Origin of the sequence: Streptacidiphilus anmyonensis, assembly GCF_000787855.1 — a bacterium.
Lineage (GTDB): Bacteria > Actinomycetota > Actinomycetes > Streptomycetales > Streptomycetaceae > Streptacidiphilus > Streptacidiphilus anmyonensis.
The window spans coordinates 42,674-64,947 of record NZ_BBPQ01000045.1; the positions used below are offsets into that span (position 1 = coordinate 42,674).

General features: G+C 72.6%; 25 protein-coding genes and 1 pseudogene. 12 read left to right on the forward strand and 14 right to left on the reverse strand.

Annotated elements, in window-relative coordinates; translation table 11 throughout:
• Positions 1-137: 137 nt before the first annotated feature.
• The 3 genes from TR50_RS29430 to TR50_RS29440 form a co-directional block, all read right to left on the reverse strand.
• Positions 138-767 carry a transglycosylase SLT domain-containing protein gene (locus TR50_RS29430; RefSeq protein WP_042428842.1) on the reverse strand — a complete coding sequence of 210 codons (630 nt, stop codon included), beginning with the start codon at positions 765-767 and terminating at the stop codon, positions 138-140.
• Positions 768-1,051: 284 nt separating this feature from the next.
• Positions 1,052-1,765, reverse strand: a complete 714-nt coding sequence (locus TR50_RS43050) for an Lrp/AsnC family transcriptional regulator (RefSeq protein WP_052441467.1) — start codon at positions 1,763-1,765, stop codon at positions 1,052-1,054.
• Positions 1,766-2,165: 400 nt separating this feature from the next.
• Complete coding sequence (locus TR50_RS29440; protein ID WP_042428845.1) at positions 2,166-3,506, reverse strand: MFS transporter; 1,341 nt, start codon at positions 3,504-3,506, stop codon at positions 2,166-2,168.
• Between the two features lie 252 nt (positions 3,507-3,758).
• Here TR50_RS29440 and TR50_RS29445 point away from each other — a divergent pair, with 252 nt between their 5' ends.
• Positions 3,759-5,159, forward strand: a complete 1,401-nt coding sequence (locus TR50_RS29445; protein ID WP_042428849.1) for a lipase maturation factor family protein — start codon at positions 3,759-3,761, stop codon at positions 5,157-5,159.
• A 72-nt stretch (positions 5,160-5,231) separates the two neighbouring features.
• Here the strand turns inward: TR50_RS29445 and TR50_RS29450 are convergent, their stop codons facing one another.
• Positions 5,232-6,056 carry a MerR family transcriptional regulator gene (locus TR50_RS29450; protein ID WP_042428853.1) on the reverse strand — a complete coding sequence of 275 codons (825 nt, stop codon included), beginning with the start codon at positions 6,054-6,056 and terminating at the stop codon, positions 5,232-5,234.
• Positions 6,057-6,197: 141 nt separating this feature from the next.
• On the opposite strand from TR50_RS29450, the gene TR50_RS29455 reads away from it, so the two are divergent.
• Positions 6,198-7,937, forward strand: coding sequence for a carbohydrate binding domain-containing protein (locus tag TR50_RS29455; protein WP_042428855.1), 1,740 nt, complete (start codon positions 6,198-6,200; stop codon positions 7,935-7,937).
• A 26-nt stretch (positions 7,938-7,963) separates the two neighbouring features.
• Here the strand turns inward: TR50_RS29455 and TR50_RS29460 are convergent, their stop codons facing one another.
• Positions 7,964-8,473: a hypothetical protein gene (locus TR50_RS29460; RefSeq protein WP_042428856.1), complete on the reverse strand. Its 510-nt coding sequence runs from the start codon at positions 8,471-8,473 to the stop codon at positions 7,964-7,966.
• A gap of 218 nt (positions 8,474-8,691) precedes the next feature.
• Between TR50_RS29460 and TR50_RS50425 the strand changes: the two genes are divergently transcribed.
• Positions 8,692-9,129 carry a chaplin gene (locus TR50_RS50425; RefSeq protein ID WP_063775167.1) on the forward strand — a complete coding sequence of 146 codons (438 nt, stop codon included), beginning with the start codon at positions 8,692-8,694 and terminating at the stop codon, positions 9,127-9,129.
• Between the two features lie 156 nt (positions 9,130-9,285).
• Here the strand turns inward: TR50_RS50425 and TR50_RS29470 are convergent, their stop codons facing one another.
• A complete protein-coding gene (locus TR50_RS29470; protein WP_042428857.1) occupies positions 9,286-9,531 on the reverse strand; it encodes a chaplin in 246 nt (81 codons plus the stop codon).
• A gap of 363 nt (positions 9,532-9,894) precedes the next feature.
• On the opposite strand from TR50_RS29470, the pseudogene TR50_RS29475 reads away from it, so the two are divergent.
• The 4 genes and pseudogenes from TR50_RS29475 to TR50_RS29490 form a co-directional block, all read left to right on the forward strand.
• Positions 9,895-10,134, forward strand: a pseudogene (locus tag TR50_RS29475) (chaplin); the annotation flags it as partial.
• 213 nt (positions 10,135-10,347) lie between these two features.
• Positions 10,348-10,587 (forward strand): chaplin, encoded by a 240-nt coding sequence (locus TR50_RS29480; protein WP_042428861.1) that lies wholly within the window; start codon positions 10,348-10,350, stop codon positions 10,585-10,587.
• A 26-nt stretch (positions 10,588-10,613) separates the two neighbouring features.
• A complete protein-coding gene (locus TR50_RS29485) occupies positions 10,614-10,859 on the forward strand; it encodes a chaplin (RefSeq protein ID WP_042428863.1) in 246 nt (81 codons plus the stop codon).
• 103 nt (positions 10,860-10,962) lie between these two features.
• Complete coding sequence (locus TR50_RS29490; protein WP_042428866.1) at positions 10,963-11,352, forward strand: hypothetical protein; 390 nt, start codon at positions 10,963-10,965, stop codon at positions 11,350-11,352.
• Between the two features lie 124 nt (positions 11,353-11,476).
• Here TR50_RS29490 and TR50_RS29495 read toward each other — a convergent pair whose 3' ends face one another.
• The gene (locus TR50_RS29495) at positions 11,477-12,154 is read right to left on the reverse strand and encodes a hypothetical protein (RefSeq protein ID WP_042428870.1); all 678 of its coding nucleotides are present in this window, start codon (positions 12,152-12,154) and stop codon (positions 11,477-11,479) included.
• A gap of 285 nt (positions 12,155-12,439) precedes the next feature.
• Here TR50_RS29495 and TR50_RS29500 point away from each other — a divergent pair, with 285 nt between their 5' ends.
• The 3 genes from TR50_RS29500 to TR50_RS29510 all read left to right on the forward strand — a co-directional run bounded on the left by TR50_RS29500 (position 12,440) and on the right by TR50_RS29510 (position 13,634).
• Positions 12,440-12,778 carry a hypothetical protein gene (locus tag TR50_RS29500; protein WP_042428873.1) on the forward strand — a complete coding sequence of 113 codons (339 nt, stop codon included), beginning with the start codon at positions 12,440-12,442 and terminating at the stop codon, positions 12,776-12,778.
• Positions 12,779-12,885: 107 nt separating this feature from the next.
• Positions 12,886-13,224, forward strand: coding sequence for a hypothetical protein (locus tag TR50_RS29505; RefSeq protein WP_042428877.1), 339 nt, complete (start codon positions 12,886-12,888; stop codon positions 13,222-13,224).
• Between the two features lie 68 nt (positions 13,225-13,292).
• A complete protein-coding gene (locus TR50_RS29510; RefSeq protein WP_042374464.1) occupies positions 13,293-13,634 on the forward strand; it encodes a hypothetical protein in 342 nt (113 codons plus the stop codon).
• A gap of 81 nt (positions 13,635-13,715) precedes the next feature.
• Here the strand turns inward: TR50_RS29510 and hemB are convergent, their stop codons facing one another.
• From hemB to TR50_RS29545, 7 genes are all read right to left on the reverse strand, one after another.
• Positions 13,716-14,702: a porphobilinogen synthase gene (hemB, locus tag TR50_RS29515; protein WP_042428884.1), complete on the reverse strand. Its 987-nt coding sequence runs from the start codon at positions 14,700-14,702 to the stop codon at positions 13,716-13,718.
• Between the two features lie 36 nt (positions 14,703-14,738).
• The gene (locus TR50_RS29520) at positions 14,739-16,421 is read right to left on the reverse strand and encodes a bifunctional uroporphyrinogen-III C-methyltransferase/uroporphyrinogen-III synthase (protein WP_042428887.1); all 1,683 of its coding nucleotides are present in this window, start codon (positions 16,419-16,421) and stop codon (positions 14,739-14,741) included.
• The gene (gene hemC / locus TR50_RS29525) at positions 16,418-17,392 is read right to left on the reverse strand and encodes a hydroxymethylbilane synthase (RefSeq protein ID WP_042428947.1); all 975 of its coding nucleotides are present in this window, start codon (positions 17,390-17,392) and stop codon (positions 16,418-16,420) included. Before hemC ends, TR50_RS29520 begins: the two co-directional genes overlap by 4 nt.
• Before the next feature lie 14 nt (positions 17,393-17,406).
• Positions 17,407-18,714 (reverse strand): glutamyl-tRNA reductase, encoded by a 1,308-nt coding sequence (locus tag TR50_RS29530; protein WP_042428892.1) that lies wholly within the window; start codon positions 18,712-18,714, stop codon positions 17,407-17,409.
• A complete protein-coding gene (locus TR50_RS29535) occupies positions 18,711-19,559 on the reverse strand; it encodes a redox-sensing transcriptional repressor Rex (RefSeq protein ID WP_042428895.1) in 849 nt (282 codons plus the stop codon). The genes TR50_RS29530 and TR50_RS29535 overlap by 4 nt, the downstream gene beginning before the upstream one ends.
• Positions 19,560-19,660: 101 nt before the next feature.
• Positions 19,661-20,389: a 3'-5' exonuclease gene (locus TR50_RS29540; protein WP_236654635.1), complete on the reverse strand. Its 729-nt coding sequence runs from the start codon at positions 20,387-20,389 to the stop codon at positions 19,661-19,663.
• A gap of 137 nt (positions 20,390-20,526) precedes the next feature.
• Positions 20,527-20,805, reverse strand: a complete 279-nt coding sequence (locus TR50_RS29545) for a glutaredoxin family protein (protein ID WP_042428953.1) — start codon at positions 20,803-20,805, stop codon at positions 20,527-20,529.
• Between the two features lie 94 nt (positions 20,806-20,899).
• Here TR50_RS29545 and TR50_RS29550 point away from each other — a divergent pair, with 94 nt between their 5' ends.
• On the forward strand, positions 20,900-21,766 hold the full coding sequence (locus tag TR50_RS29550) for an HAD family hydrolase (protein ID WP_042428899.1): 867 nt from the start codon (positions 20,900-20,902) through the stop codon (positions 21,764-21,766).
• Between the two features lie 318 nt (positions 21,767-22,084).
• Positions 22,085-22,274 (forward strand): hypothetical protein (locus tag TR50_RS45980; protein ID WP_152648708.1); only part of this gene is annotated, 190 nt, incomplete at its 3' end.

Genomic DNA, 22,274 nt, shown 5'->3' on the forward strand with positions numbered 1-22,274 from the left:
GTTGGCGCCCGCGCGGAGACGAGACCGCCTCAGGCTTGGTTACCCCCCCGTAACCCGGTTTTGACTATGCCCTGTTGAGGGTGTTGCTCAAAGAAAGCTGAGAGTTTCCTGAGCAAGATTTGAGGTACTGGGGCTGGTCAGTAGCCCTGCTTGCCGTAGGCGATGGTCTCGAAGGAGCCGTAGCGGTCGTTGGCGTAGCGGACGCCCGCGATGATGCTGTCCACGGGGTTGAGGATGTCCTTGTGGCCGGGCAGGGACCACTCGGCGAAGGTCGGCTTGATGGTCTGGATCAGGCCGTAGGTGCCGCCGTAGAGGGCCTGGTTGCCGTCCCAGTGGTTCTCGGCGCGGGGGTTGCCGGAGGACTCGGTCATCGCGCGGGCCTTGATGGAGGCGGCCGAGGGGACCTTGTCGCCGTGGGCGCGCAGGATGTCGCGGGCCTGGGCGATCCAGCCGTCGAGGTTGTTCGGGTAGGTCTTCTTCGCCGGCGCGGGCTTGGCCGGGGCCGGCTTCGCCGGGGCGGGCTTGGCCGGGGCCGGCTTCGCCGGGGCGGGCTTGGCGGGCGCGGGCTTCGCCGGGGCCGGCTTGGCGTCGGTCTTCACGGCGGCCTGCTGGGCGGTGTGCTGGGCCGGGGCCGACGCCGCGGCGTCCTTGGGTGCCGCGTCGGCCGGAAGGGCGTGCTGGCCGACGAACAGGGCCGCACCGACGCAGGACGCCATGAGGACGTTGGCGGTGAGGCGGGCACGGGTACGGGGGAGGCCGAGACGCATGTCACTCCAGAGGTCGTGGGCGGCACGCTGCCCCCGCCCGCGAACAGGGCGGGCGGGCAGCAGGGCGCCGCTCGGGGAAACTGGCTGGCTGTTCTCGACACGGCCGACGCACACACACGCGCTGGGGCTCTTCGGTCGAGCGTGTTCACGGGGCTGATCCGCCGGGCTCCGGGTTCTGGCACCGGGCCCTCTCGCGGCGCTGGGTTGCTGCCGCGTTCCGCTGAACGGTCTCCACGTTCACACGACCGTCGCGGCGGGGGCAAGAAACTTCGGCCTCAAGTGGTTCAAGCCACAGGAAGCAGGATCAATAGCCCCAAAGGCATTGGATCCCAAGGAATACGGGCAAATCGGCTCTGTTGAGCCGTGGACGGCCCCCACGCGGGCCCCTCCGAACCGTCGAACAGGGCCCGGGTGCGGTGAGCCCCGTCACGCGGGGACCGGGCAGCCCTCAGCCGTGCTGGACGGTGACGCGGGTCACCCCGGGGCGCTTCATTCAATGCCTCGCCGACGATCACCGTCTCGGCGGCGTCCACGCCGAGCGCGCCGAGGTCGCGGGTGATGAAGGCGTAGAGCTCCGCGAGGTCGCGGAACCAGACGGCGACGTTGAGGTTGGACTCGCCGGTGGTGGCGAGCGCGCCGTGGACGGCGGGGTGGGCGGCGAGCGCCCGGCCGACCGCGTCCAGACGGCCGGGCGCGACACGCAGCAGCACGTTGGCGTCCACGGCGAGGCCGAACCGCCGCACCTCCACGGCGACGTGCGTGCGCAGCCCGCCGGTGCGGACCAGTGCCGCCAGGCCGCGGCGGACGGTGGACTCGGGCAGGCCGAGCCGGGTGGCGAGCGTCACGGCCGGAAGCCAGCCGTCGACGGCGAGTTCGGCGAGCAGGGCGAGGTCGGTGGGGTCCGTCACAGGCGTGGGCTGCGTCACGGAGGTGGCCTGCGTCACGGAGGTGGCCTGCGTCACGGAGGTGGCCTGCGTCACGGAGGTGGCCTGGGTCACGGGCGTGGGGTGAGGGCTGCTCGTTCGGCGGGGGTGAGCACGTCGAGCCGCCAGTCGGCGGCTTCCGCGAAGACGCCCGCCGCGCTGCCCCCCGCTCGTCGACGCCGCCCGCGAGGCGGGCGCCCCGCTGCTGCGCAGCCCGCGCCCCACCCTCGCCACGGACGTCGCGGGCCTCCGCCGGTCCTTCGACGCCGCCGAGGCGCCGCTGCTGGCGCTGCTGCGGGAGCGGCTGGCTGGCAGCTGGGTCAGGACGACGGCAACCTGCTGGGCGGCGTGCTCGTCGCCCGCGAGGCCGGCGCGCTCGCCACCGACTGGCACGGCGAGCCGTGGCGGGCCGGCTCCGGCAGTGTCCTCGTCGCGGGACCCGGCCTGCACGGGCGGCTGCTCGCGCCCCTGCGCGTCACAGCTCCGCGTGGAGCGGCTCCGTCGCGTGCAGAGGCTCCGTCGACCGCAGCGAGTGGTCCGGGCGCGCCGCTCGCGCCGTCCGCGCCGTCCGCCTGAGGAGGAGGGCGACCAGCGCGACGAGCAGCAGCACGACGCCCGACGCGAAGACGCCGCGGGCTCCGGACGGGGCCGACAGGAGCAGCCCGCCGACGGCGGAGCCGCCCGCGACGCCGAGGTTGAAGGCCGTGCTCACCCACGCGCCGCCCTCGGTCCGGGCGCCCTCGGGCACGAGCTCCTCGACCAGCAGGTAGGCGGTGATGAGCACGCAGTCGGTCGCCGCACCGCCGAGGAGGAGTCCGACGGCGGCGCCCGCGGGGGCGAAGCAGAGCGTCATGAGTGCCTCGCCGCCCACGGCCGCGGCGACGAGCCACGCGAGCCGCCGGTGCGGCGGACGCTGCCAGGCGCGACGGCCGTAGCCGAGCCCGCCCAGCACGCCGCCGACGGAGAGGAGCGCCAGCAGCGGACCCGCGACGCCCGCGCCCCAGGCGGCGACCGAGGCCAGCTCCGCCAGTGCGCCGGCGGCGCCGACGGCGAGGACCGCGATCAGCACGGACGCGAACGCCGCGGAGCGCAGCGGCACCCGGGGCCGGTCCGGGGACGCGCCGTCGCCCACCTCACCCACATCACCCGTGTCGCCCTTGTCGCCCACAGCGCCCGCAGCGCCCGCGTCCATCTCGGCATCCATCTCGGCACGCGCTGCGGGAAGGTCGCGGAAGACGGCGGCCAGGGCCAGGAATCCGAGAGCGAAGCAGAGCGCGCACAGGCCGAGCACGACGGGCGCGGCGAGGACCGTCAGCAGCGCTCCGGCGAGCGCCGGGGCGAGGGCGAAGACGGTCGACTCCGCCACCGCGTCCAGGCTGAGTGCCGCCTGCCGCTCCGCGTCGGTGCGGACGAGCACGCCCCAGCGGGCCCGGACCAGCGGACCGACGGGCGGTGAGAGCAGCCCGGCCACGGGGGCGAGCAGTTCCGCGCCCCAGCCGGCGCGGGCTCCGGCGAGCAGCGCGAGTGCGGCGAGGAGCAGGGCGAACCCGCCCGCGAGCCAGGGCAGGGCGGCGGGCCGCCGCTCCACCAGGCGCGCGCGGTAGGGCCCGAGGAGGGCGCCGGCCAGCGAGTACGCGCCGACGGCGGCCCCGGCGACGGCGTAGGAGCCGCCCGCTTCACGCAGCGCGAGCAGCAGCGGGAGCGGGCTCAGACCATAGGGAAGCCGGGCGAGCGCACCGGCGGCGAACAGGCCGCGGGCACGCGGCAGGGTGAGGACGGCGCGCAGCGAGGCGCCGCCCTTGGCGGGGCGGGACATGGGAACTCTCCAGGCGAACGCGAACGGGAACGCGACAGGGGCGCACAGAGGCGACGACGAGGCACACAGCGCGTCGAGAGACGCGGCGTCGGCGCTCGGTCTAGTGCGGCCCGGAGAGATGCATGGAACAGATGCTAGTGGAAGGACTCGTGACTTCGCATCAGGGAAAGCCCAGCGAGCAGCCGTCACCGCGGGTCCGTCGCCGGGCGGGGCGCGGGTGAGGACGGCGCGGATGTGGTGCATGGTGAAGCCATGCGGTGGTTGGACGCGTCCGGTGGCTGGCTGGGCAACGCCTGGCTGGGCAGGCTGCTGTTCCAGCGGGCGCTGGCGGCCGTGTACCTGGTGGGCTTCCTCGCCGCCGCGCGGCAGGGCCGGGCGCTGCTGGGTGCGCACGGGCTGACGCCGATCCCCCGGTTCCTGGCCTACCGGACGTTCCGGGAGGCCCCGTCGCTGTTCCACTGGCGCTACTCCGACCGCCTCTTCGCGGCCGTCGCCTGGACGGGCTGCGCGTTGGCGGCGGCCGTGGCCGCGGGCGCGGCGGACGCCGTGCCGCTGGGGGCGGCGATGGCGCTGTGGGCGTTGCTGTGGGCGCTGTACCTGTCGATCGTCAACGTCGGGCAGACCTGGTACTCCTTCGGCTGGGAGTCGCTGCTGCTGGAGACGGGCGCGCTGGCGGTCTTCCTCGGCAACGACCACGTCGCGCCGCCGGTCACGACGCTGGTGCTGATCCGCTGGATCCTGTTCCGGGTCGAGGTCGGCGCGGGGCTGATCAAGCTGCGCGGCGACCGCTGCTGGCGCGAGCTGACCTGCCTGTACTACCACCACGAGACGCAGCCGATGCCGGGCCCGTTCAGCTGGTGGTTCCACCGGCTGCCGCGCCCGCTCCACCGTGTCGAGGCGGGCGCCAACCATGTCGTGCAGCTGGGCGCGCCCGTCGCGCTGTTCCTGCCGCAGCCCGGGGCGACGGTGGCGGCGGGGCTGGTCGTGGTGACGCAGCTGTGGCTGGTCCTGTCGGGCAACTTCGCATGGCTGAACTGGCTGACGATCACGCTGGCGCTGAGCGCGGTCAGCGGCCCGGCCCGGCACGGGTACCCCGCGACGCCGCTCTGGTTCCAGGTGCTGGTGCTCGCGTACGCGGCGCTGGTGCTGGCGCTCAGCTACCGCCCGGCGCGGAATCTGCTCTCGTCGCGGCAGCTGATGAACGCCTCGTTCGACAGCCTGCACCTGGTCAACACCTACGGCGCGTTCGGCAGTGTGACCCGGCTGCGGCACGAGGTGGAGCTGGAGGGCAGCGCGGACGGACGGACCTGGCTGGCCTACGGCTTCCGGGGCAAGCCCGGCCCGGTCGGGCGCCGCCCGCGCCAGTTCGCGCCGTACCACCTGCGCCTGGACTGGCTGATGTGGTTCGCCGCGCTCAACCCCGGCTATGCGCGCGGATGGCTGACGCCGCTGCTGCGCAAACTGCTGGCCGGGGACCGGGCGACGCTGCGGCTGCTGAGGCGCGACGGGAATCCGTTCCCCGACGCGCCTCCGGCCTTCGTCCGGGCGACGCTGTACCGCTACCGGTTCACCACCCGGGCGGAGCGGCGCAGCACGGGCGCGTGGTGGCACCGGGAGTTCGTCGGCCCGTACCACCGGACGCTGTCGCGCTGACCGCCGCCCTCACCGCGCGTGCCACCTCACCGCGCGCGCCACCTCACCGCGCGCGCCACCTCGCCGTGCGCGCTACTTGAGCGGCCACTGGATCTCGGTCACCCACTCCTCCTGCGGGCCGCAGGACTGGAGGTAGAGCTCCCGGCCGAGGCGGTCCGCCTGGTGGCCGGCCGACTCGATCCAGCGCGCGAGGGTCTGCACCGAGGTGAGGACGCCGTCCATGGAGCCGTGGTGGACGATCGTCGCCGCCCGCTCGACCGCGGGGAGGTCGACGACGTCGACGCCGGGGATCTCGCCGGGGGCGGCGGAGACGGAGACGCCGGCGTGGACGACGATCCCGTCGCCGAGCGCGCCGTCGCCGTCCTGCTGGTACCAGGCGATGTCCGGGCCGGTGACCGGCACGCCCGCCGCGCTCAGCTTCTGGTGCAGCGCGGCGTAGAGCGGACCGATGACGGGGGTGACGTGGCGGGGGTCGAAGCTCTCGGCGACGCCGGTGGCGACGGCCAGCCGGGCGGCGGGGAGGGACTTCAGGACGACTTCGGAGGCGGGCATGTGCCCCTCGCTTTCGATGGTGCGGAGCCTCGTCTCGACCTGGGCGAGCCGCGCGGTCGCGGCGGCGACGGCCTCGGCCAGCTCGGCCTGCCGCAGCCGCAGCATGCCGCGCAGTTCCTCCGGACCGATCCTCGCGTCCAGGACCTCGCCGACCTGCTGCAGGCTGAAGCCGAGGTCCTTGAGTGCGATGACGCGGTTGAGGCGCGACAGCTGGGCCGCCTCGTAGTACCGGTAGCCGGTGAACGGGTCGACGCGGGCAGGTCGCAGCAGGCCGAGGGCGTCGTAGTGCCTCAGCATGCGGATCGACACCTGCCCCAGGCGGGCGAAGTCTCCGATGGTGAACATGACCTCTCCAGTGACGGGCCTCTCACTGTGTCAGGGTCAAGCCCGTTAATTGTTAGGACTCTTGACAGTTATATGGTCCAGACCAATCATTGGCAGGGCTCAGACACGTCACTGCACCACTCCACCCCACGGGAGTCCTGCATGAGATCAGTCCGCGCCCTACTCACCGCCGCGCTGCTCGGCGCCGGCCTGGCCGCCGTCGCCGCCCCCACCGCGCACGCGGCCAACACGCCCGTCCCCGCCCACGTCTTCTCGCCCTACTTCGAGGCGTACAGCGGGGACAACCCCGCGACGCTCTCGTCCCAGTCCGGCGCCAAGTACCTGAGCATGGCCTTCATCCAGGCCGCCACCAAAGGCTCGTGCACCGCCTACTGGGACGGCGACACCAGCCAGCCGATCAGCTCCTCGACCTTCGGCAGCCAGATCGCCTCGATCCAGGCAGCCGGCGGGGACGTCGTCCCCTCCTTCGGCGGCTACACCGCCGACGACACCGGCACCGAGATCGCCGACAGCTGCACCAATGTCAACTCCATCGCCCAGGTGTACGAGAGCGTGATCACCACCTACGGCGTCACCAGGATCGACCTCGACACCGAGGACAACTCGCTGACCAACAGCGCCGGCATCGACCGCCGCAACAAGGCGATCGCGCAGGTGGAGTCCTGGGCCGCGAGCACCGGACGCACCGTCCAGTTCTCCTACACCCTGCCGACCACCACCAGCGGTCTGGCCGCGAGCGGTCTCGCGGTGCTGCAGAACGCCGTCCAGAACAACGCCCGCGTCGACGTGGTCAACATCATGACCTTCGACTACTACGACGGCGCCACGCACGAGATGGGCACCGACGCCGAGCACGCGGCCACCGGACTCGAAGGCCAGCTCGCGCAGCTGTACCCGTCCAAGAGCGCCGCGCAGCTGTGGAACATGATCGGCATCACCATGATGCCGGGCATCGACGACTACGGCGCCGCCGAGACCACCACCGTCGCCGACGCGTCGAACGTCGAGAGCTGGGCCGCCGGCAAGGGCCTGGCCGAGCTGTCCTTCTGGGCGCTGGAGCGCGACAACGGCGGCTGCCCCGGCACGGGCGGGTCCGACACCTGCTCCGGCATCAGCCAGAACACCTGGGACTTCAGCCACGCCATGGAGCCGTTCACCAGCGGCGGCGGGCAGACCCAGAACGACTTCTCGCTGAGCCTCAACCCCTCCTCCGCCTCGGTCGCGCAGGGCGCGTCGGCGACGGCCACCGTCTCCACCGCCGTCACCTCCGGCAGCGCGCAGAGCGTCAGCCTGAGCGCGAGCGGCGCGCCGTCGGGCGTCAGCGTCTCCTTCAGCCCGGCGTCGGTCACCGCGGGCGGGTCCAGCACGCTCACCGCGACCGTCGGCTCCTCCGTCGCCGCCGGGACCTACCCGATCACGGTCACCGGCACCGCCGCCTCCGGCAGCCACAGTGCCGCCTACTCGCTGACCGTCACCGGCACCGGCGGGGGCGGCGGCAGCGGCAGCCTGGTCAACGGCGGTTTCGAGAGCGGCAGCCTCAGCCCCTGGACCTGCCAGAGCGGCGGCGGCGTCGTGTCGACCCCGGTCCACAGCGGCAGCCACGCGCTGGCCGTCGTGCCGAGCTCGTCCGCGACGGGCGAGTGCGACCAGTCGGTCACCCTCCAGCCGAACCACAGCTACACGCTGACCGGCTGGGTCCAGGGCTCCTACGCGTACATCGGCGTGAGCGGCGGCGCCAGCGCCAGCACCTGGTCCTCCAACGGCAGCTGGAACCAGCTGACGGTGCACTTCACCACCGGCAGCAGCGGCGCGGTCACCGTCTTCGTGCACGGGTGGTACGCGCAGGGGAACGTCTACGCGGACGACTTCACCCTGGCGTAGCGGGGCTGCTCAGTTCGCGAGGCTGCTCAGTTCGCGAGGACGGGAACGTCGATCCTGACCATCCCCGCGATGCCGAACTGCAGCATCACCGGAACGGTGCCGCCCGGCTTCAGGGCGGCGCCGTTCGTCAGCACCACCTTCGGGCCGTTCGCCGCGCCGAAGGAGGCGGTCGAGCCCGAGCCGATCAGCACGCCGGCGACCGACTTCGCGTTGTCGGCGGCGCCGTCCAGCGTGGCCACCTTGCCCTGGACCGCGGCCAGCGCGAGGTGCTCGGTGACCGGGCCGGAGTTGGTCACGCCCATCTCCAGCTGCGCGCCGCCCGTCGCCCCGAGGTGCACGGCAGCCTTGTCGATCCTCAGGTCGACGTTGCGGCCCTGCACCGAGTAGTCGGTGCCGTCCGCGCCGACCGACGCCGAGGACTGCGCCGTGCCGGGAAGCTCCCGCTGGACGCCGCCGCTGGCGCAGCCGGACAGGGCGAGCGCGGCGGACAGGGCCAGGGCGGGAAGCGCGATCGCGGCGCGGGAACGGGGACGCATAGCAGCATTATCGCCACCCGCCCACGGCGCCCCCGCGCCCGGGGTGCCGGTACCGGCGACCACCGGCGACCACCGGGGGCACACGTCCGGACGGGCGACTTGGCGTCGTGCCGACCGGGGGCGGCGGCGGGGGGAGCGCAGAGTGAAGCTGTGCACACGAAGGGCGACCGAGGTGCGAACATCGGCCCGGCGTCCCCCGACCACAGCAAGGAGCAAGCATGCGCAAGCCCTCACGGCTGGCAGCCGCCGGGGTCCTCGCGGCCGGTCTGGTACTCGGCGCCTGCGGCGTGGCGAGCGCCGACGCCACCGCGAACGGGGTGGCGACCAACTCGCCGGGCTTCCTGTCCGGCAACCTGATCCAGGTCCCGGTCCACATCCCGGTCAACATCTGCGGCAACACGGTCAACGTGCTCGCCGCCGGCAATCCGGCGGGCGGCAACCTCTGCGTCAACGGCGAACACGTGGTCGGCGCCGGCCACGAGATGGGCGCGGACCACGAGATGGGCGCCGGCCACGAGATGGGCGCGGACCACATGGCGTGGCAGCACCACTGGTGGCAGCACAGCGACGCGGCGACCGACCAGAACCGCGGTGACGACCAGAGCCAGGCCGACGACCAGAGCCAGAGCGACGACCACGGCCAGGACTGCGATTGATACCGATCCCGTCCGCCCGAAGCACCGCGCGCTCTGACGCGCCGTCACCCCCGATAATACGCATCGGCCCTGCTCCCGAGCATGGAGCAGGGCCGATCCGTGTGCCGCGGACGACGCCGCGGACGATGCGACGGCTGGCGCCGCGCGCGCTGGCAGTCAGCCGACGTTGGCGGCGTGGTTGCCGAAGGCCGGGTTCAGCAGGCCGACCACGTTGGCGGAGTTGCCGACCACGTTGACCGGGATGTGGACCGGCAACTGCAGCTCGTTGCCGCTGACCGCGCCCGGGGAGTTCGAGGCGTCGCCGCAGGCGTGGGAGCTGGCGAAGGCGGCACCGGCCCCGGCCGCGACGACCGCACCGGCGGCGACGGAGGCGACCATGGCGCCCTTCAGAACGTTCGACATGACTCTCGATTCCTCGCACGTGTGGAGCACGTTTGGACCACGCCACCGGGTCCGACCGGGGCGGGGCCCGCGGTCACCGAACCGCAGGCACCGAGCCCAACGAGGCCGGTTCGCAGCCGTCACCGGCCATTTTCGACATTCACCCGGACGACGGATTCCACCGAACATGCGCCCATTCGGGTGGAGCTGGAGTTGACCCATGTCCTCGTGAACGAAAGGTCGTTGGAGAGTCCGGATGAACAAGAGCGGAACACGGCGAACGCCCCCGGCCGGATCGAGACCCGAGACGCACCGGAGCAGCGAGGCCTGACCGCCGATCCCGAGATCTTCGTACCAAGAGAATCACGAGAGGGGACACCTCCCATGCTCAACACCAAGCGCGGCCTTCTGGTCACCGTCGCCGCGGCCGGCCTGCTCGCCGCCGGTGGTGGCGTCGCAGCCGCCAGCAGCACCGCTCAGGGCACCGCGGCCAACTCGCCGGGCTTCCTGTCCGGCAACCTGGTCCAGGTCCCGGTCCACGTCCCGGTCAACCTGTGCGGCAACACGGTCAACGTGATCGCCCTGCTGAACCCGGCGTTCGGCAACCACTGCGCCAACGAGGGCTGATCTCCCGTCCTCGCAAGCGTGGGGCCCGGCCGCGAGCAGCGGCCGGGCCCTTCCTCCATCGAAGCGATGTGCGATCGGCTGTCCGAGTGGTCGTTCGAGTCGGCTCGTGACCGCGCGGTCCGACGCTCGTTTCGTCATGCGTCCCCTCCTTTTTCGAAGGGGCGCTCGGAAACGCACACCAGCAACATCCCAGACCGAAGGGTTCCCATCATGAGCAAGGTCATCAAGGCCGCCGCGCTTGGCGCCGCCGCCGCTGCCGTCACCCTCGTCGGCGCGGGCATCGCCTCCGCCGACTCCACCGCGAACGGCGTCGCCGCCAACTCCCCGGGCTTCCTCTCCGGCAACCTGGTCCAGGTCCCGGTCCACATCCCGGTCAACGTCTGCGGCAACTCGGTCGACGTGGTCGGCCTGCTGAACCCGGCGTTCGGCAACGCCTGCCTCAACAAGTAAGGCACGTCCAAGATTGGAGATCCACCGTGCGTAAGCTCACGACCGCAGGCGCCGTCTCCCTCGCCTCCGTCGGCCTGCTGACGGGCGCCGCGGGAGCCGCCTCGGCCGACGCAGGGGCGAACGGCGTCGCCGCCAACTCCCCCGGCGCCGTGTCCGGCAACGCGATCCAGGTGCCGGTCCACATCCCGGTCAACCTGTGCGGCAACTCAATCGACGTGATCGGCGCGCTGAACCCCGCGTTCGGCAACACCTGCGAGAACGCGCCCTGCTGACGCCCTGCTGACCCTCACCCAGCAAGGCGGGTCCGCCGCGTCCCCCGCGCCTCGTCGGTGCGGGGGGTCGCGGTGCGCCCATCACCGGATCGGGAGACCCTCCATGAAAACGGCCCGCGCAGCGGCGTTCGGCACCCTTCTTCTCTCCGTGGCCGGCCTCGTCGCCGCCTCCCCTGCCCAGGCGGCCGACTCGTCCCGGGCGGCCGGAACCTCCTCCGGCGCCCAGCCCAAGGCGGCCCTGCAGCCGCTCTCCGTCAGCCCCACCGTCACCGGGCTGACCGCGGCGGTCCCGAACGTGGTCCGCCCCGCGAAGGACTTCCGTCTCGACCCGCTGGCCAACTCCGCGGCCGACCCGCTCAACAACGGCGTCGCCCTCAAGCCCGACCAGGGCGGGCCCGTCTCGACGCAGCCGGTCACCTCCGGGTTGAGCAACGGCGGCGGGCTGACCAGCCTGCCCCTGGTCGGCGGAGTCGCCGGCCTGCTGCCGGGCTGATCCCCACCGCGCGGCCTCGTCGCCACGCAGACCTCCGCCGGTCCTGCCTACTCCTCCTTCGGCAGGACCGGCGGATTCTTGCTGCTCAGGACTCGGGACCCCGCAGGGCCCCCGGGATCACGGGTCAGCCGCGCGCGGAGTTGAGGGCGCCGTCGGCGCTGGCGACGACGTCCTGGACGGGCTGGATCAGGTTGGCGTCCGGGGTCCGCTGGTCCAGCGAGAGCTGGCCGCCGGGCGCGCTCTGCACGCGCGGCGGGGTGACCTCGGGCTGCAGCCGGGTCAGGTCGAGCTGCGGCAGCCGGGTGTCGGTCGTCGGCGCCGCGTAGGGCAGCGAACGGCCCTGGTAGGTGACCGGGTGGCCGACGCCGAGCGCGGCGCTGACGGCCTTGAGCGGCGCGGCCGGGACGGCCAGCCGTGCGCCGCCGTCGTGGACGGCGCCGTCGGCGGCCGGCATCGGGGCGGTCAGGCCCAGCTCCGGCGTGCGGTCCGCCGAGTCGAGGGCCGGCAGCAGCGGGTCGGGGATCAGCGCGTGCTGGTCCCGGCCCTGCACCGGCGGCTTGAGCGGCATGGCCGGCATGCTGCCGGCGAGTCCGCTGTCCGAGTGCTGCCCGGTCACGTGCTGCACCAGCGTGCCCAGCGGCACGGCGAAGGGCACCTCCATCCGGCCGACGCTCTGCTCCAGCGCCTCCTGCTGCTGCGGCGAGAGCGGTTCCGCCTGGGCGCTGGTCGCGCTCACCGCGGCCAGGACCGGCGCCGCGCAGGCCGCCAGGGCGACGGCCGTTCCGCGGAGGGACTTGTTCATCGTGAAGCTCCTGACGCTCCGGTACGAGGCATGGGTTGGGGGCAAGGGTTGAGGGCGATTCAACAACGCCGAAGGGGTGGAGATTTCAGAAATCCACCCGTACGGCCCAGTACCTGCCCCGGAATTCCCTCCGTCGCTCACGAATTTCCCCCTTGCGGGTGAGTGACGGTCAGGCACGCGCGCCATCGGATTCCCTCGATCGGAGTCGCAACCACGTTGCCCCCGGTCTCGTTGGTTTGTGTGCCAGCACGACGGATTGATAGGTGTTCAGAAAGGCGCGCAGCAATGCTCAAGAAGTCCTTTGCCGGTGTCGGTATGGCGGTGGCCGCTTTCGCGGCGACGGTCACTCCGGCGATGGCCATCGGCAACGCGGACGGCATGGCCAGCTCTGTGGAGGGCCCGGGCGGCACCAACGTCACCGGGACGTGGGGCAACGACAGCCCCAACTTCCACTTCCTGGACAACCCGAACATCTGCCTGCCCGAGATCCACCACGTCCAGGTCGGCCTCGTGCCGATCCAGGCGGACGTGCCGATCGGCAACCAGCAGCTGCACCAGACCTGCAACGTCGGCCAGGCCACCCAGTCCACGGGCGACGGCGCGGCCTCGCACCTGATCGGCTGATCGGGTTCCACGCGCAGTTCCGCAGCACCCGCAGCACCCGCAGTGCGCAGTACCGAAGTGCGCAGTACCGAACGAACGATCTGAACCAACTCACCAGGAGAAATCCCGTGATCAAGAAGTCCCTGGCCGCCGTCGGCCTCGCCGCCACCGCGCTCGCCGTGACCGCCGCCCCGTCCTTCGCCATCGGCGACAGCGACGGCGCCGCGTACTCGACCCAGGGCGCGGGCGGCACCGACGTCACCGGCACCTGGGGCAACGGCAGCCCGAACTTCCACACCGCGGACAACCCGAACGTCTGCCTGCCCGAGATCCACCACGTCCAGGTCGGCCTCGTGCCGATCCAGGCGGACGTCCCGGTCCTCAACCAGCAGGGCCACCAGATCTGCAACGTCGGCCAGACCACGCAGACCTTCGGCGACGCCCCGCTGAGCCACCTGATCGGCTGACCTTCCCCGATCGGTCACCGATCGGCGGGTCCCGCCCACCCCAGTCGGACAGAAAAGAGAACCACCCCATGCTGAAGAAGGCCCTCGCCTACGCCGGTGTCGCGGCCGCCGCGATCGCCGCCACGGCGACGCCCGCCTCGGCCATCGGCGACACGGACGGCTCCGCCGTCTCCACGCAGGGCGCCGGCGGCACCAACGTCACCGGGACCTGGGGCAACGACAGCCCCAACTTCCACTTCCTGGACAACCCGAACATCTGCCTGCCCGAGGTCCACCACGTGCAGGTCGGTCTGCTGGTCCCCGTCCAGGTCGACGTCCCGGTCGGCAACCAGCAGCTGCACCAGGTCTGCAATGTCGGCCAGGCGACCCAGTCCACGGGCGACGGCGCGGCCTCGCACCTGATCGGCTGAGCAGTACCCAGACCCTCCAGGATGTAGCAGGAAGGGCCCGGGAGTCTTCGACTCCCGGGCCCTTCCTGCTCTCACCCAAACTCAGCTGTCGCGCAGCCAGCGGGCGGCCTCGACGGCCCAGTAGGTGAGGATCTGCTCGGCGCCCGCGCGGCGGATCGAGGTGAGGGTCTCCATGATCATCCGGTCCCGGTCGATCCAGCCGTTGGCCGCGGCGGCCTCGACCATCGCGTACTCGCCGGACACCTGGTAGGCGGCGACCGGCACCGGGCTGTGGTCGGCGACCTCGCGCAGCACGTCCAGATAGGCCATCGCGGGCTTGACCATCACCAGGTCCGCGCCCTCGGCGACGTCCAGCTCCAGTTCGCGCAGCGACTCACGGGCGTTGGCCGGGTCCTGCTGGTAGGCCTTGCGGTCGCCCTTGAGGGAGGAGCCGACGGCCTCGCGGAACGGACCGAAGAACGCGGAGGCGTACTTCGCGGTGTAGGCGAGGATCGACACGTCCTGGTGCCCCGCCTCGTCCAGCGCCTGGCGGATCACCGCGACCTGACCGTCCATCATCCCGGAGGGCCCCACCATGTGGACGCCGGCGTCGGCCTGGACCCGGGCCATCTCCGCGTAGCGCAGCAGGGTCGCGTCGTTGTCGACGCTGCCGTCGGCGGCGAGGACGCCGCAGTGGCCGTGGTCGGTGTACTCGTCCAGGCACAGGTCGGACATGACCACGACCTGGTCCCCGACCTCCGCGACGACGTCGCGGATGGCCTGCTGGAGGATCCCGTCGGGGTTGGTCCCCTCGGAGCCGACGGCGTCCTGCACGGCCGGGACGCCGAACAGCATGATGCCGCCGACGCCCGCGGCCGCGGCCTCGTTGGCGGCCTTCTTCAGGGTGTCCCGGGTGTGCTGGACCACGCCGGGCATGGAGGCGACGGGAACCGGCTCCTTGATCCCCTCCCGCACGAACATCGGCAGGATCAGCTCGGCCGGGTGGAGCCGGGTCTCCGCGACGAGCCGCCGGACGGCGGGAGTCGTACGAAGTCGCCGAGGGCGGATGTACGGACTCTCGATACCCATTTACTGCGCTCCTTCAGTTCCACGAGCCGGACGAGGTTAGCGGGCCTTCCGACGTGACCCAGGCCGTCGCTCCGAGGGGCGGTAGACCGGCTCGCCCGCCTCGTGGGCCGCGTCCCGGCGCGCCGCGCCGAACTCGGCGAGGGCCTCGGCGAGAGCGTGGACGGACGGGGCGGGAGCGAGGACGTCGACGCGGAGCCCGTGCTCCTCGGCCGTCTTCGCCGTCGCGGGGCCGATGCAGGCGATGACGGTCACGTTGTGCGGCTTGCCCGCGATGCCGACCAGGTTCCGCACGGTCGACGACGACGTGAAGATCACCGCGTCGAAGCCGCCGCCCTTGATCGCCTCGCGGGTCTCCGCCGGCGGCGGCGCCGCGCGGACGGTGCGGTAGGCGGTGACGTCGTCGACCTCCCAGCCCAGCTCCACCAGGCCCGCGATCAGCGTCTCGGTGGCGATGTCGGCGCGGGGCAGCAGCACGCGGTCGATCGGGTCGAAGACCGGGTCGTAGGGCGGCCAGTCCTCCAGCAGCCCGGCGGCGCTCTGCTCGCCGCTCGGCACCAGATCCGGCTTGACGCCGAAGTCGACCAGCGCCTTGGCCGTGGTCTCGCCGACCGCCGCGACCTTGATGCCCGCGAAGGCACGGGCGTCGAGCCCGTACTCCTCGAACTTCTCGCGCACGGCCTTGACCGCGTTGACCGAGGTGAACGCGATCCACTCGTAACGGCCGGTCACCAGGCCCTTGATGGCGCGTTCCATCTGCTGCGGGGTGCGCGGCGGCTCGACGGCGATGGTCGGGACCTCGCTGGGGACCGCGCCGTAGCCGCGCAGCTGGTCGCTGAGCGCGCCGGCCTGGTCCTTGGTGCGCGGGACGAGGACGTTCCAGCCGAAGAGCGGCTTGGTCTCGAACCAGGACAGCTCCGCCCGGTGCTCGACCTGCTCGCCGACGACCACGATGACGTTGCTGGCCGGGTCCACCGGCGCCGAGACCGGCGAGGGGAGGACCTTGGCCGCCTTCAGCTCGGCCGCGATCGAGCCGAGCGTGCCGCACCAGGTGCGCTGACGCGTCGTCGTGCCCTCGAGGGTGACCGAGACCGGCGTCTCCGGCTTGCGACCGTTGGTCACCAGGGACGAGGCCGTGGACGGGATCGAGCCGAGTATGGTGCGGACCACGAGCGTCGACTCGCAGGCGCCGAGGTCGGCCCAGACCGACTCCGGGAGCAGGCCGGCCGCGTCGACGAAGCGGACGTCCGCACCGCGCGCGCCCGCGCGCAGCGGGACGCCGGCGTAGGCGGGGACGCCGACGGACTGGGCGATGCCGGGCACGACCTGGAAGGGGACGTGCGCCTGGGCGCAGGCCAGCATCTCCTCGGCGGCGCGGCCGTCGAGGCCGGGGTCGCCGTCGACGGTGCGCACGACGTGCTTGCCGCCGCGGACCGCGCCGAAGAAGCGAGAGACCGCGGCGCCGCCGTCGCCGCCCAGCACGCCGCCCTCGTCGAGGACGAAGGCGTCGGAGGCGTCGGCGGCCTGGTGCATCTCGACGTGCGCGGGGCAGTGGGCGCGCACGGCCGCTGCGGTGAGCGGGTCGGCCACGAGCACGTCGGCGGAGGCGAGCACCTCCACCGCACGCAGCGTCAACAGGCCGGGGTCGCCGGGACCGGCACCGAGGAAGGTGACCTGGCCGACGGCGCGACGCGGGTTGTCGGGACTGGCGGTGGGGCTCACTTGGCTCGCTCCCCCATGAGACCGGCAGCGCCGGCGGCGAGCAGGCGCGCGGCGAGGCCGCGTCCCAGCTCGTCGGGGGCGCCGTGGCCGGTGGCGGACAACTGCACGACGGTGTCTCCGTCGACGGTGCCGACGACGGCCCGCAGTTCGAGCTCGTCGGCGTGGGTGGTGGCTGGTGTGGTGGCGAGCGCGCCGACCGGCGCGGAGCAGCCGGCCTCCAGGGCGGCCAGCAGGGTGCGCTCGGCGGTGACGGCGGCGCGGGTGGGCGCGTCGTCGAGGGCGGCCAGGGCGGCGACCAGCACGGGGTCGCCCGCGGCGCACTCGATGGCGAGGGCGCCCTGGCCGGGGGCCGGGAGCATCACGTCGGTGTCGATGACCTCGGTGGCCTCGGCGAGGCGGCCGAGACGGCTCAGACCGGCGGCGGCGAGGATCACGCCGTCGAGGCGGCCGTCGCGGACGTAGCCGATGCGGGTGTCGACGTTGCCGCGGATCGGGACCGTCTCGATCGCCAGGCCCTCGGCTCGGGCCCAGGCGTGGAGCTGCGCCATGCGGCGCGGGGAGCCGGTGCCTATCCGGGCCGGGTGGGCCGGGTCGGCCTTCTCCAGCAGCTCGCTCAGGGTCAGCCCGTCGCGGGCGACGATCGCGTCCCGCGGGTCCTCGCGCTTCGGGACGGCGGCGAGGACGAGCCCCTCCGGCGCGGCCGTGGGCAGGTCCTTGAGGGAGTGGACGGCGAAGTCGATCGTCCCGGCGAGCAGCGCGTCGCGCAGCGCGGAGACGAAGACGCCGGTGCCGCCGATCTGCGCGAGCGCCTCGCGGGAGGTGTCGCCGTAGGTGGTGATCTCGACCAGCTCGACGCGGCGCCCGGTGGCGGCGGTGACGGCTTCGGCGACCATGCCGGACTGGGCCATGGCCAGCGCGCTGCGCCGGGTGCCGAGCCGTAGCGCGGGTGGTGGGGAGGAGGGCTGAGTCATGCTCGTCTGACCCGTCATGAGATCATCCTGGTGGTGCTGACGGCCTCAACGGCCATGGGATCGAGGTCGAACAGTTCGCGCAGCGCCTCGGCGTAGGAGGCCCCGCCGGGCTCCCCGGCCAGTTGCTTGACACGGACGGTGGGCTGGTGGAGCAGCTTGTCCACGACGCGGCGGACGGTCTGCTGGATCTCCGCGCGGGTGCGGGTGTCCAGCTCGGGGAGGCGCCCGTCGAGTCGCTCCAGCTCGGCGTTGACCAGCTCGGTGGCCATGGCGCGCAGGGCGACGACGGTCGGGGTGATCGCGGCCGCGCGCTGGGCGGCGCCGAAGGCGTCGACCTCCTCGGCCACGATGCGGCGGACCGCGTCGACGTCGAGGGCGCCGGAGTCGGCGTGCTGGGCGGCGGTCGCGAGAGTCTCCAGGTCGACCAGGTGGACGCCGGGGAGGGCGTGCGCGGCCGGGTCGACGTCGCGCGGCATGGCCAGGTCGAGCACGGACAGCGGGCCGGCGAAGGCGCTGCGCTTCTCGGCCGCCAGGGCGAGGTCCTCGGCGGTCAGCACGATCCCGGCCGCCCCGGTACAGGAGATGACGACGTCGGCCTCGGCGAGGGCGGCGCCGACCTCGTCGAAGGGGACGGCCCGGCCGCCGAGCTGCTCGGCGAGGCGTTCCGCCTTCTTCTGTGTGCGGTTGGCGATGACCAGCTCGGCGACGCCCTCGCGGGCGAGGGTGGCGGCGGCGAGCGAGCTCATGGATCCGGCCCCGACGACCAGCGCGCGGCGTTCGGCGACGGGCCCGGCGACGGCGGCGATCTGCTCCAGGCCGAAGGTGACCAGCGTCTGCCCGGCCTTGTCGATGGCGGTCTCGCTGTGGGCGCGCTTGCCGACCCGCAGGGCCTGCTGGAACAGCTCGTTGAGGCCCCGGGCCGCGGTGTGCTGGTCCTGCGCCAGGTGCAGCGCGTCGCGCAGCTGGCCGAGGATCTGACCCTCGCCGACGACCATCGAGTCCAGGCCGCAGGCCACCGAGAAGAGGTGGTGCACGGCGCGGTCCTCGTAGTGCACGTAGAGGTGCGCGGTGAGCTCGTCCAGGGCGACGCCGGAGTGCTCGGCGAGCAGCGTGGACAGCTCGGCGACCCCGGCGTGGAACTTGTCCACGTCGGCGTAGAGCTCGATGCGGTTGCAGGTGTTCAGCAGGGCGGCCTCGGCCACCGGCGTCGCCGCGGCGGCGGAGTGCAGCAGCCGGGACGGCTGATGCCCCGTCAGCGCGGCGCGCTCCAACAGACCGACCGGCGCGCTGCGGTGGCTCAGTCCCACGACCAGCAGGCTCATCCCGCCGCCTCCTCGTACTCCTGGCCCTGCTCGTGCCCGTGGCCGTGTCCGGGCGCCACGGCGCGTTCCGGAGTGGAGACTACTGCGGCGGCGGGGGCGGAAGGGACTTCCGCGTCGGCGTCCGCCTCGGTGGGCCCGTCATCGTCGCGGTACTCGTCGCCGGCCTTGCGCTGCTCGTGGAAGGCCAGGATCTGCAGCTCGATGGAGAGGTCGACCTTGCGCACGTCGACGCCGTCCGGCACGTTCAGCACGGTCGGGGCGAAGTTGAGGATGCTGGTGACGCCGGCGGCGACGAGGCGGTCGCAGACCTGCTGGGCGGCGCCGGGCGGGGTGGTGATGACGCCGATGGAGACCCGCTCGGAGCGGATGATCTCCTCCATCTCGTCGGTGTGGCGCACCGGCAGGCCGGCCACCACGTTCCCGGTGATGGCGGGGTCGGCGTCGAGCAGGGCGGCGACGCGGAAGCCGCGGGAGGCGAAGCCGCCGTAGTTGGCGAGGGCGTGGCCCAGGTTTCCGATGCCGACGATGACCACGGGCCAGTCCTGGGTCAGGCCCAGCTCGCGGGAGATCTGGTAGACGAGGTACTCGACGTCGTAGCCGACGCCGCGGGTCCCGTAGGAGCCGAGGTAGGAGAAGTCCTTGCGCAGCTTGGCGGAGTTGACGCCGGCCGCGGCGGCGAGCTCCTCGGAGGAGACCGTGGGCACCGAGCGCTCGGACAGGGCGGTGAGCGCGCGGAGGTACAGCGGCAGCCGGGCGACCGTCGCATCGGGAATACCCCGGCCCCGGCTGCGGCGGGTGCCTGCGGCGGGGTTGGGGTTGTGCTGAGTGGATCGGCCAGTTGCCACGGTGCTCCTGAGGGTGAAGCTGGGCTGCGAACGCCAGGCTATGTCTTTGTGAACGCGTGCACAAAGATGGTGTCCGTTTTGTCCACCAGGAGTGATGCGCATCACGCCCGCCCCCCGGGAACCGCGGGACACACTGCCGATACGCCGTACGGTACGGCGCACGGTACGCCGTACGCCTCGAGCCCGGAGACAGCGGAACGATTCTGCGTGTGCAGAGCCTGCGCCCGGCGGCGCAGCTTCGGCCACAGGGCGCGCTGAGCCTGCTCGACGGCCGCGCGCACCGGCTCGACGCCGCCGGCCGGAGTGGACAGGGCGCGGCGCAGCACCCGCGCGGTGGCGCGGGCGTCGCCGAGCGCGGTGTGCGCGTCGAAGCCGGGCAGCCCGAACGCGGCAGTGCAGGCGAGCAGTGAACGGCCGGCGAGCCGCGCGCCGAGGACGCGCTCGGCGAGCGCCATCGTGCACAGCGTCGGCACCTCCGGCACGGCGACCCCGATCCGGGCGAACTCCCGCACCAGGAAGCCCACGTCGCAGGCGACGTGGTGGCCGACCAGCACCCGGCCGCGCAGCAGGTCCGCCAGGTGGGGGGCGATCTCACGGAACACCGGCGCGCCCGCGACCTGTTCCTGCGCGATGCGGTGCACGGACGTCGGCCCGACCGGCCCGCCGGGGTCGACCAGGGTGGTGAACTCGTCCTCGACGCGCAGCAGCGGGTAGTCGAGCAGCACGACGCCGACCTCGACCACACGGTGCCGCCAGGGGCTGCGCCCGCTCGCCTCGACGTCCACCACGGCGAACCCGCGAGCGGGCGGCGGCGTGGACGGGGGCTGCACGGGGGGCTCCTTCTCGGTCGTCCCCCCGCGGCACAAAACCCCTCGATGGTAAGCGCACTAACAGCGGACGCCTACATCCTTACAACCGGGTGAACCGGACATATCTTCCCCCGGCCTCATAGTTGGAGGCGCAATCGTTATGCGCCCAGCGCCTTGCGCAGGCGCACCGGGTCGACCTTCCAGAAGTCGTGCTGCCGTCCGTCGATCAGCGTGACCGGGATCTGCTCCCAGTACGTGCGGAACAGCTCCTTGTCCTCGTTGATGTCCAACTCCTCCACCGAGAAGCCGAGCTCCTCCGCGAGCCGGAGCACGACCGCGCGGGCGTCGTCGCACAGATGGCAGTCGGGCTTGCCGATCAGCGTCACCACGTGATCGGCGGGCTGCTTGGCGCTACGGCGCGGAAGAAGTGGAGCCATGGCCACATTGTGGACCCGTCCGGCAGCCATGAGTTAACTCCCCCTCCACGCTGCGGATACAAGTTTCCGGCCGGTATCTGGCTATGCTCGCGGCATGGCCAGGCAGCGGAACACCACGCGGCTCGCGGGCGAAGCCTCCGCGGAGGCAGCCGCGGAGCAGGAGCGACCGACCGGGGATCTCTCGGTCGACCCGGCTGCGGGCGCGTTCTTCGACTGCGACAACACGATCATGCAGGGCGCGGCGATCTTCTACCTGGGCCGGGGCCTCTACAAGCGCAAGTTCTTCTCCACCCGCGAGCTGGCCCGCTTCGCCTGGCAGCAGGCGTACTTCCGGCTGCACGGCGCGGAGAACGCCGGGCACATGGCCGACGCCAAGGAGAGCGCCCTGTCCATCGTGCAGGGCCACCGCGCGGCGGACCTCGAGGCGATCTGCGAGGACGTCTTCGACGAGTTCATGGCCGAGAAGATCTGGCCCGGCACGCGCGCCCTGGTGCAGATGCACCTGGAGGCGGGCCAGCGCGTCTGGCTGGTCACCGCCGCGCCGCAGGAGGCGGCGCGCGTCATCGCCGCCCGGCTCGGCATGACCGGGGCGCTCGGCACGGTCGCCGAGACCATCGACGGCGTCTACACCGGCCGGCTGGTCGGCGAGCCGCTGCACGGCCCCGCCAAGGCCGAGGCGGTCAAGGCGCTCGCCGCCCGCGAGGATCTGGACCTCGCGCGCTGCGCCGCCTACAGCGACTCCGCCAACGACATCCCGATGCTCTCCCTCGTCGGCTACCCCTACGTCATCAACCCGGACGCCGAGCTGCGGCGGCACGCCCGGCGCAACGGCTGGCGGGTCCGGGACTTCCGCACCGGCCGCAAGGCGGCCAAGGTCGGCATCCCCGCCGCGGCCGGGCTCGGCGCGGCCGCGGGCGGTACCGCGGCGGCGGTCGCGATCTACCGCAACCGGCGCCGCTGAGCGCTTTTGGCGCAGTGAGCGCCCTGCATGCCAACTGACCGGTTCTGACCGGTCCTTGCTCGCGCGTATGCGCGGGATTCTCGCGCGACGCGCCCGGGAAGCCCCCCGGATCCGATCAGCCCCGGCCGGGCGCGGATCAACTCCGACCAGAGCTCCGGCAACCGAGCAGGACAGAGATGGTCACATTCTGCCACCGGGAGGTAACAGATGTGACTGAAGCGGTGAATTTGGCAACTGGGTGTAGCTGTTGTTGCACGAAGCGTTATCCTCGTGCAGCGGTCCCACCCTGCACACCACAGTCCTGCCTCTGGGAGTCCCGTGTACCCACACGTCCGTGAAGACGCCGGCCTGACCCTGCTGCGCAGCCTGGTGCGTCGGGAGCAGTTGCTCCCTACGCCTGTTCTCGCGGTCGCGGGCGGCCCGGTGATCGCGCCGCTCGCGCCCCTGCCGACGCCCGCCGTGCTGCGCACCCGCACCACGGCGGGCGCACGCCCACGCGGCGCCGCGG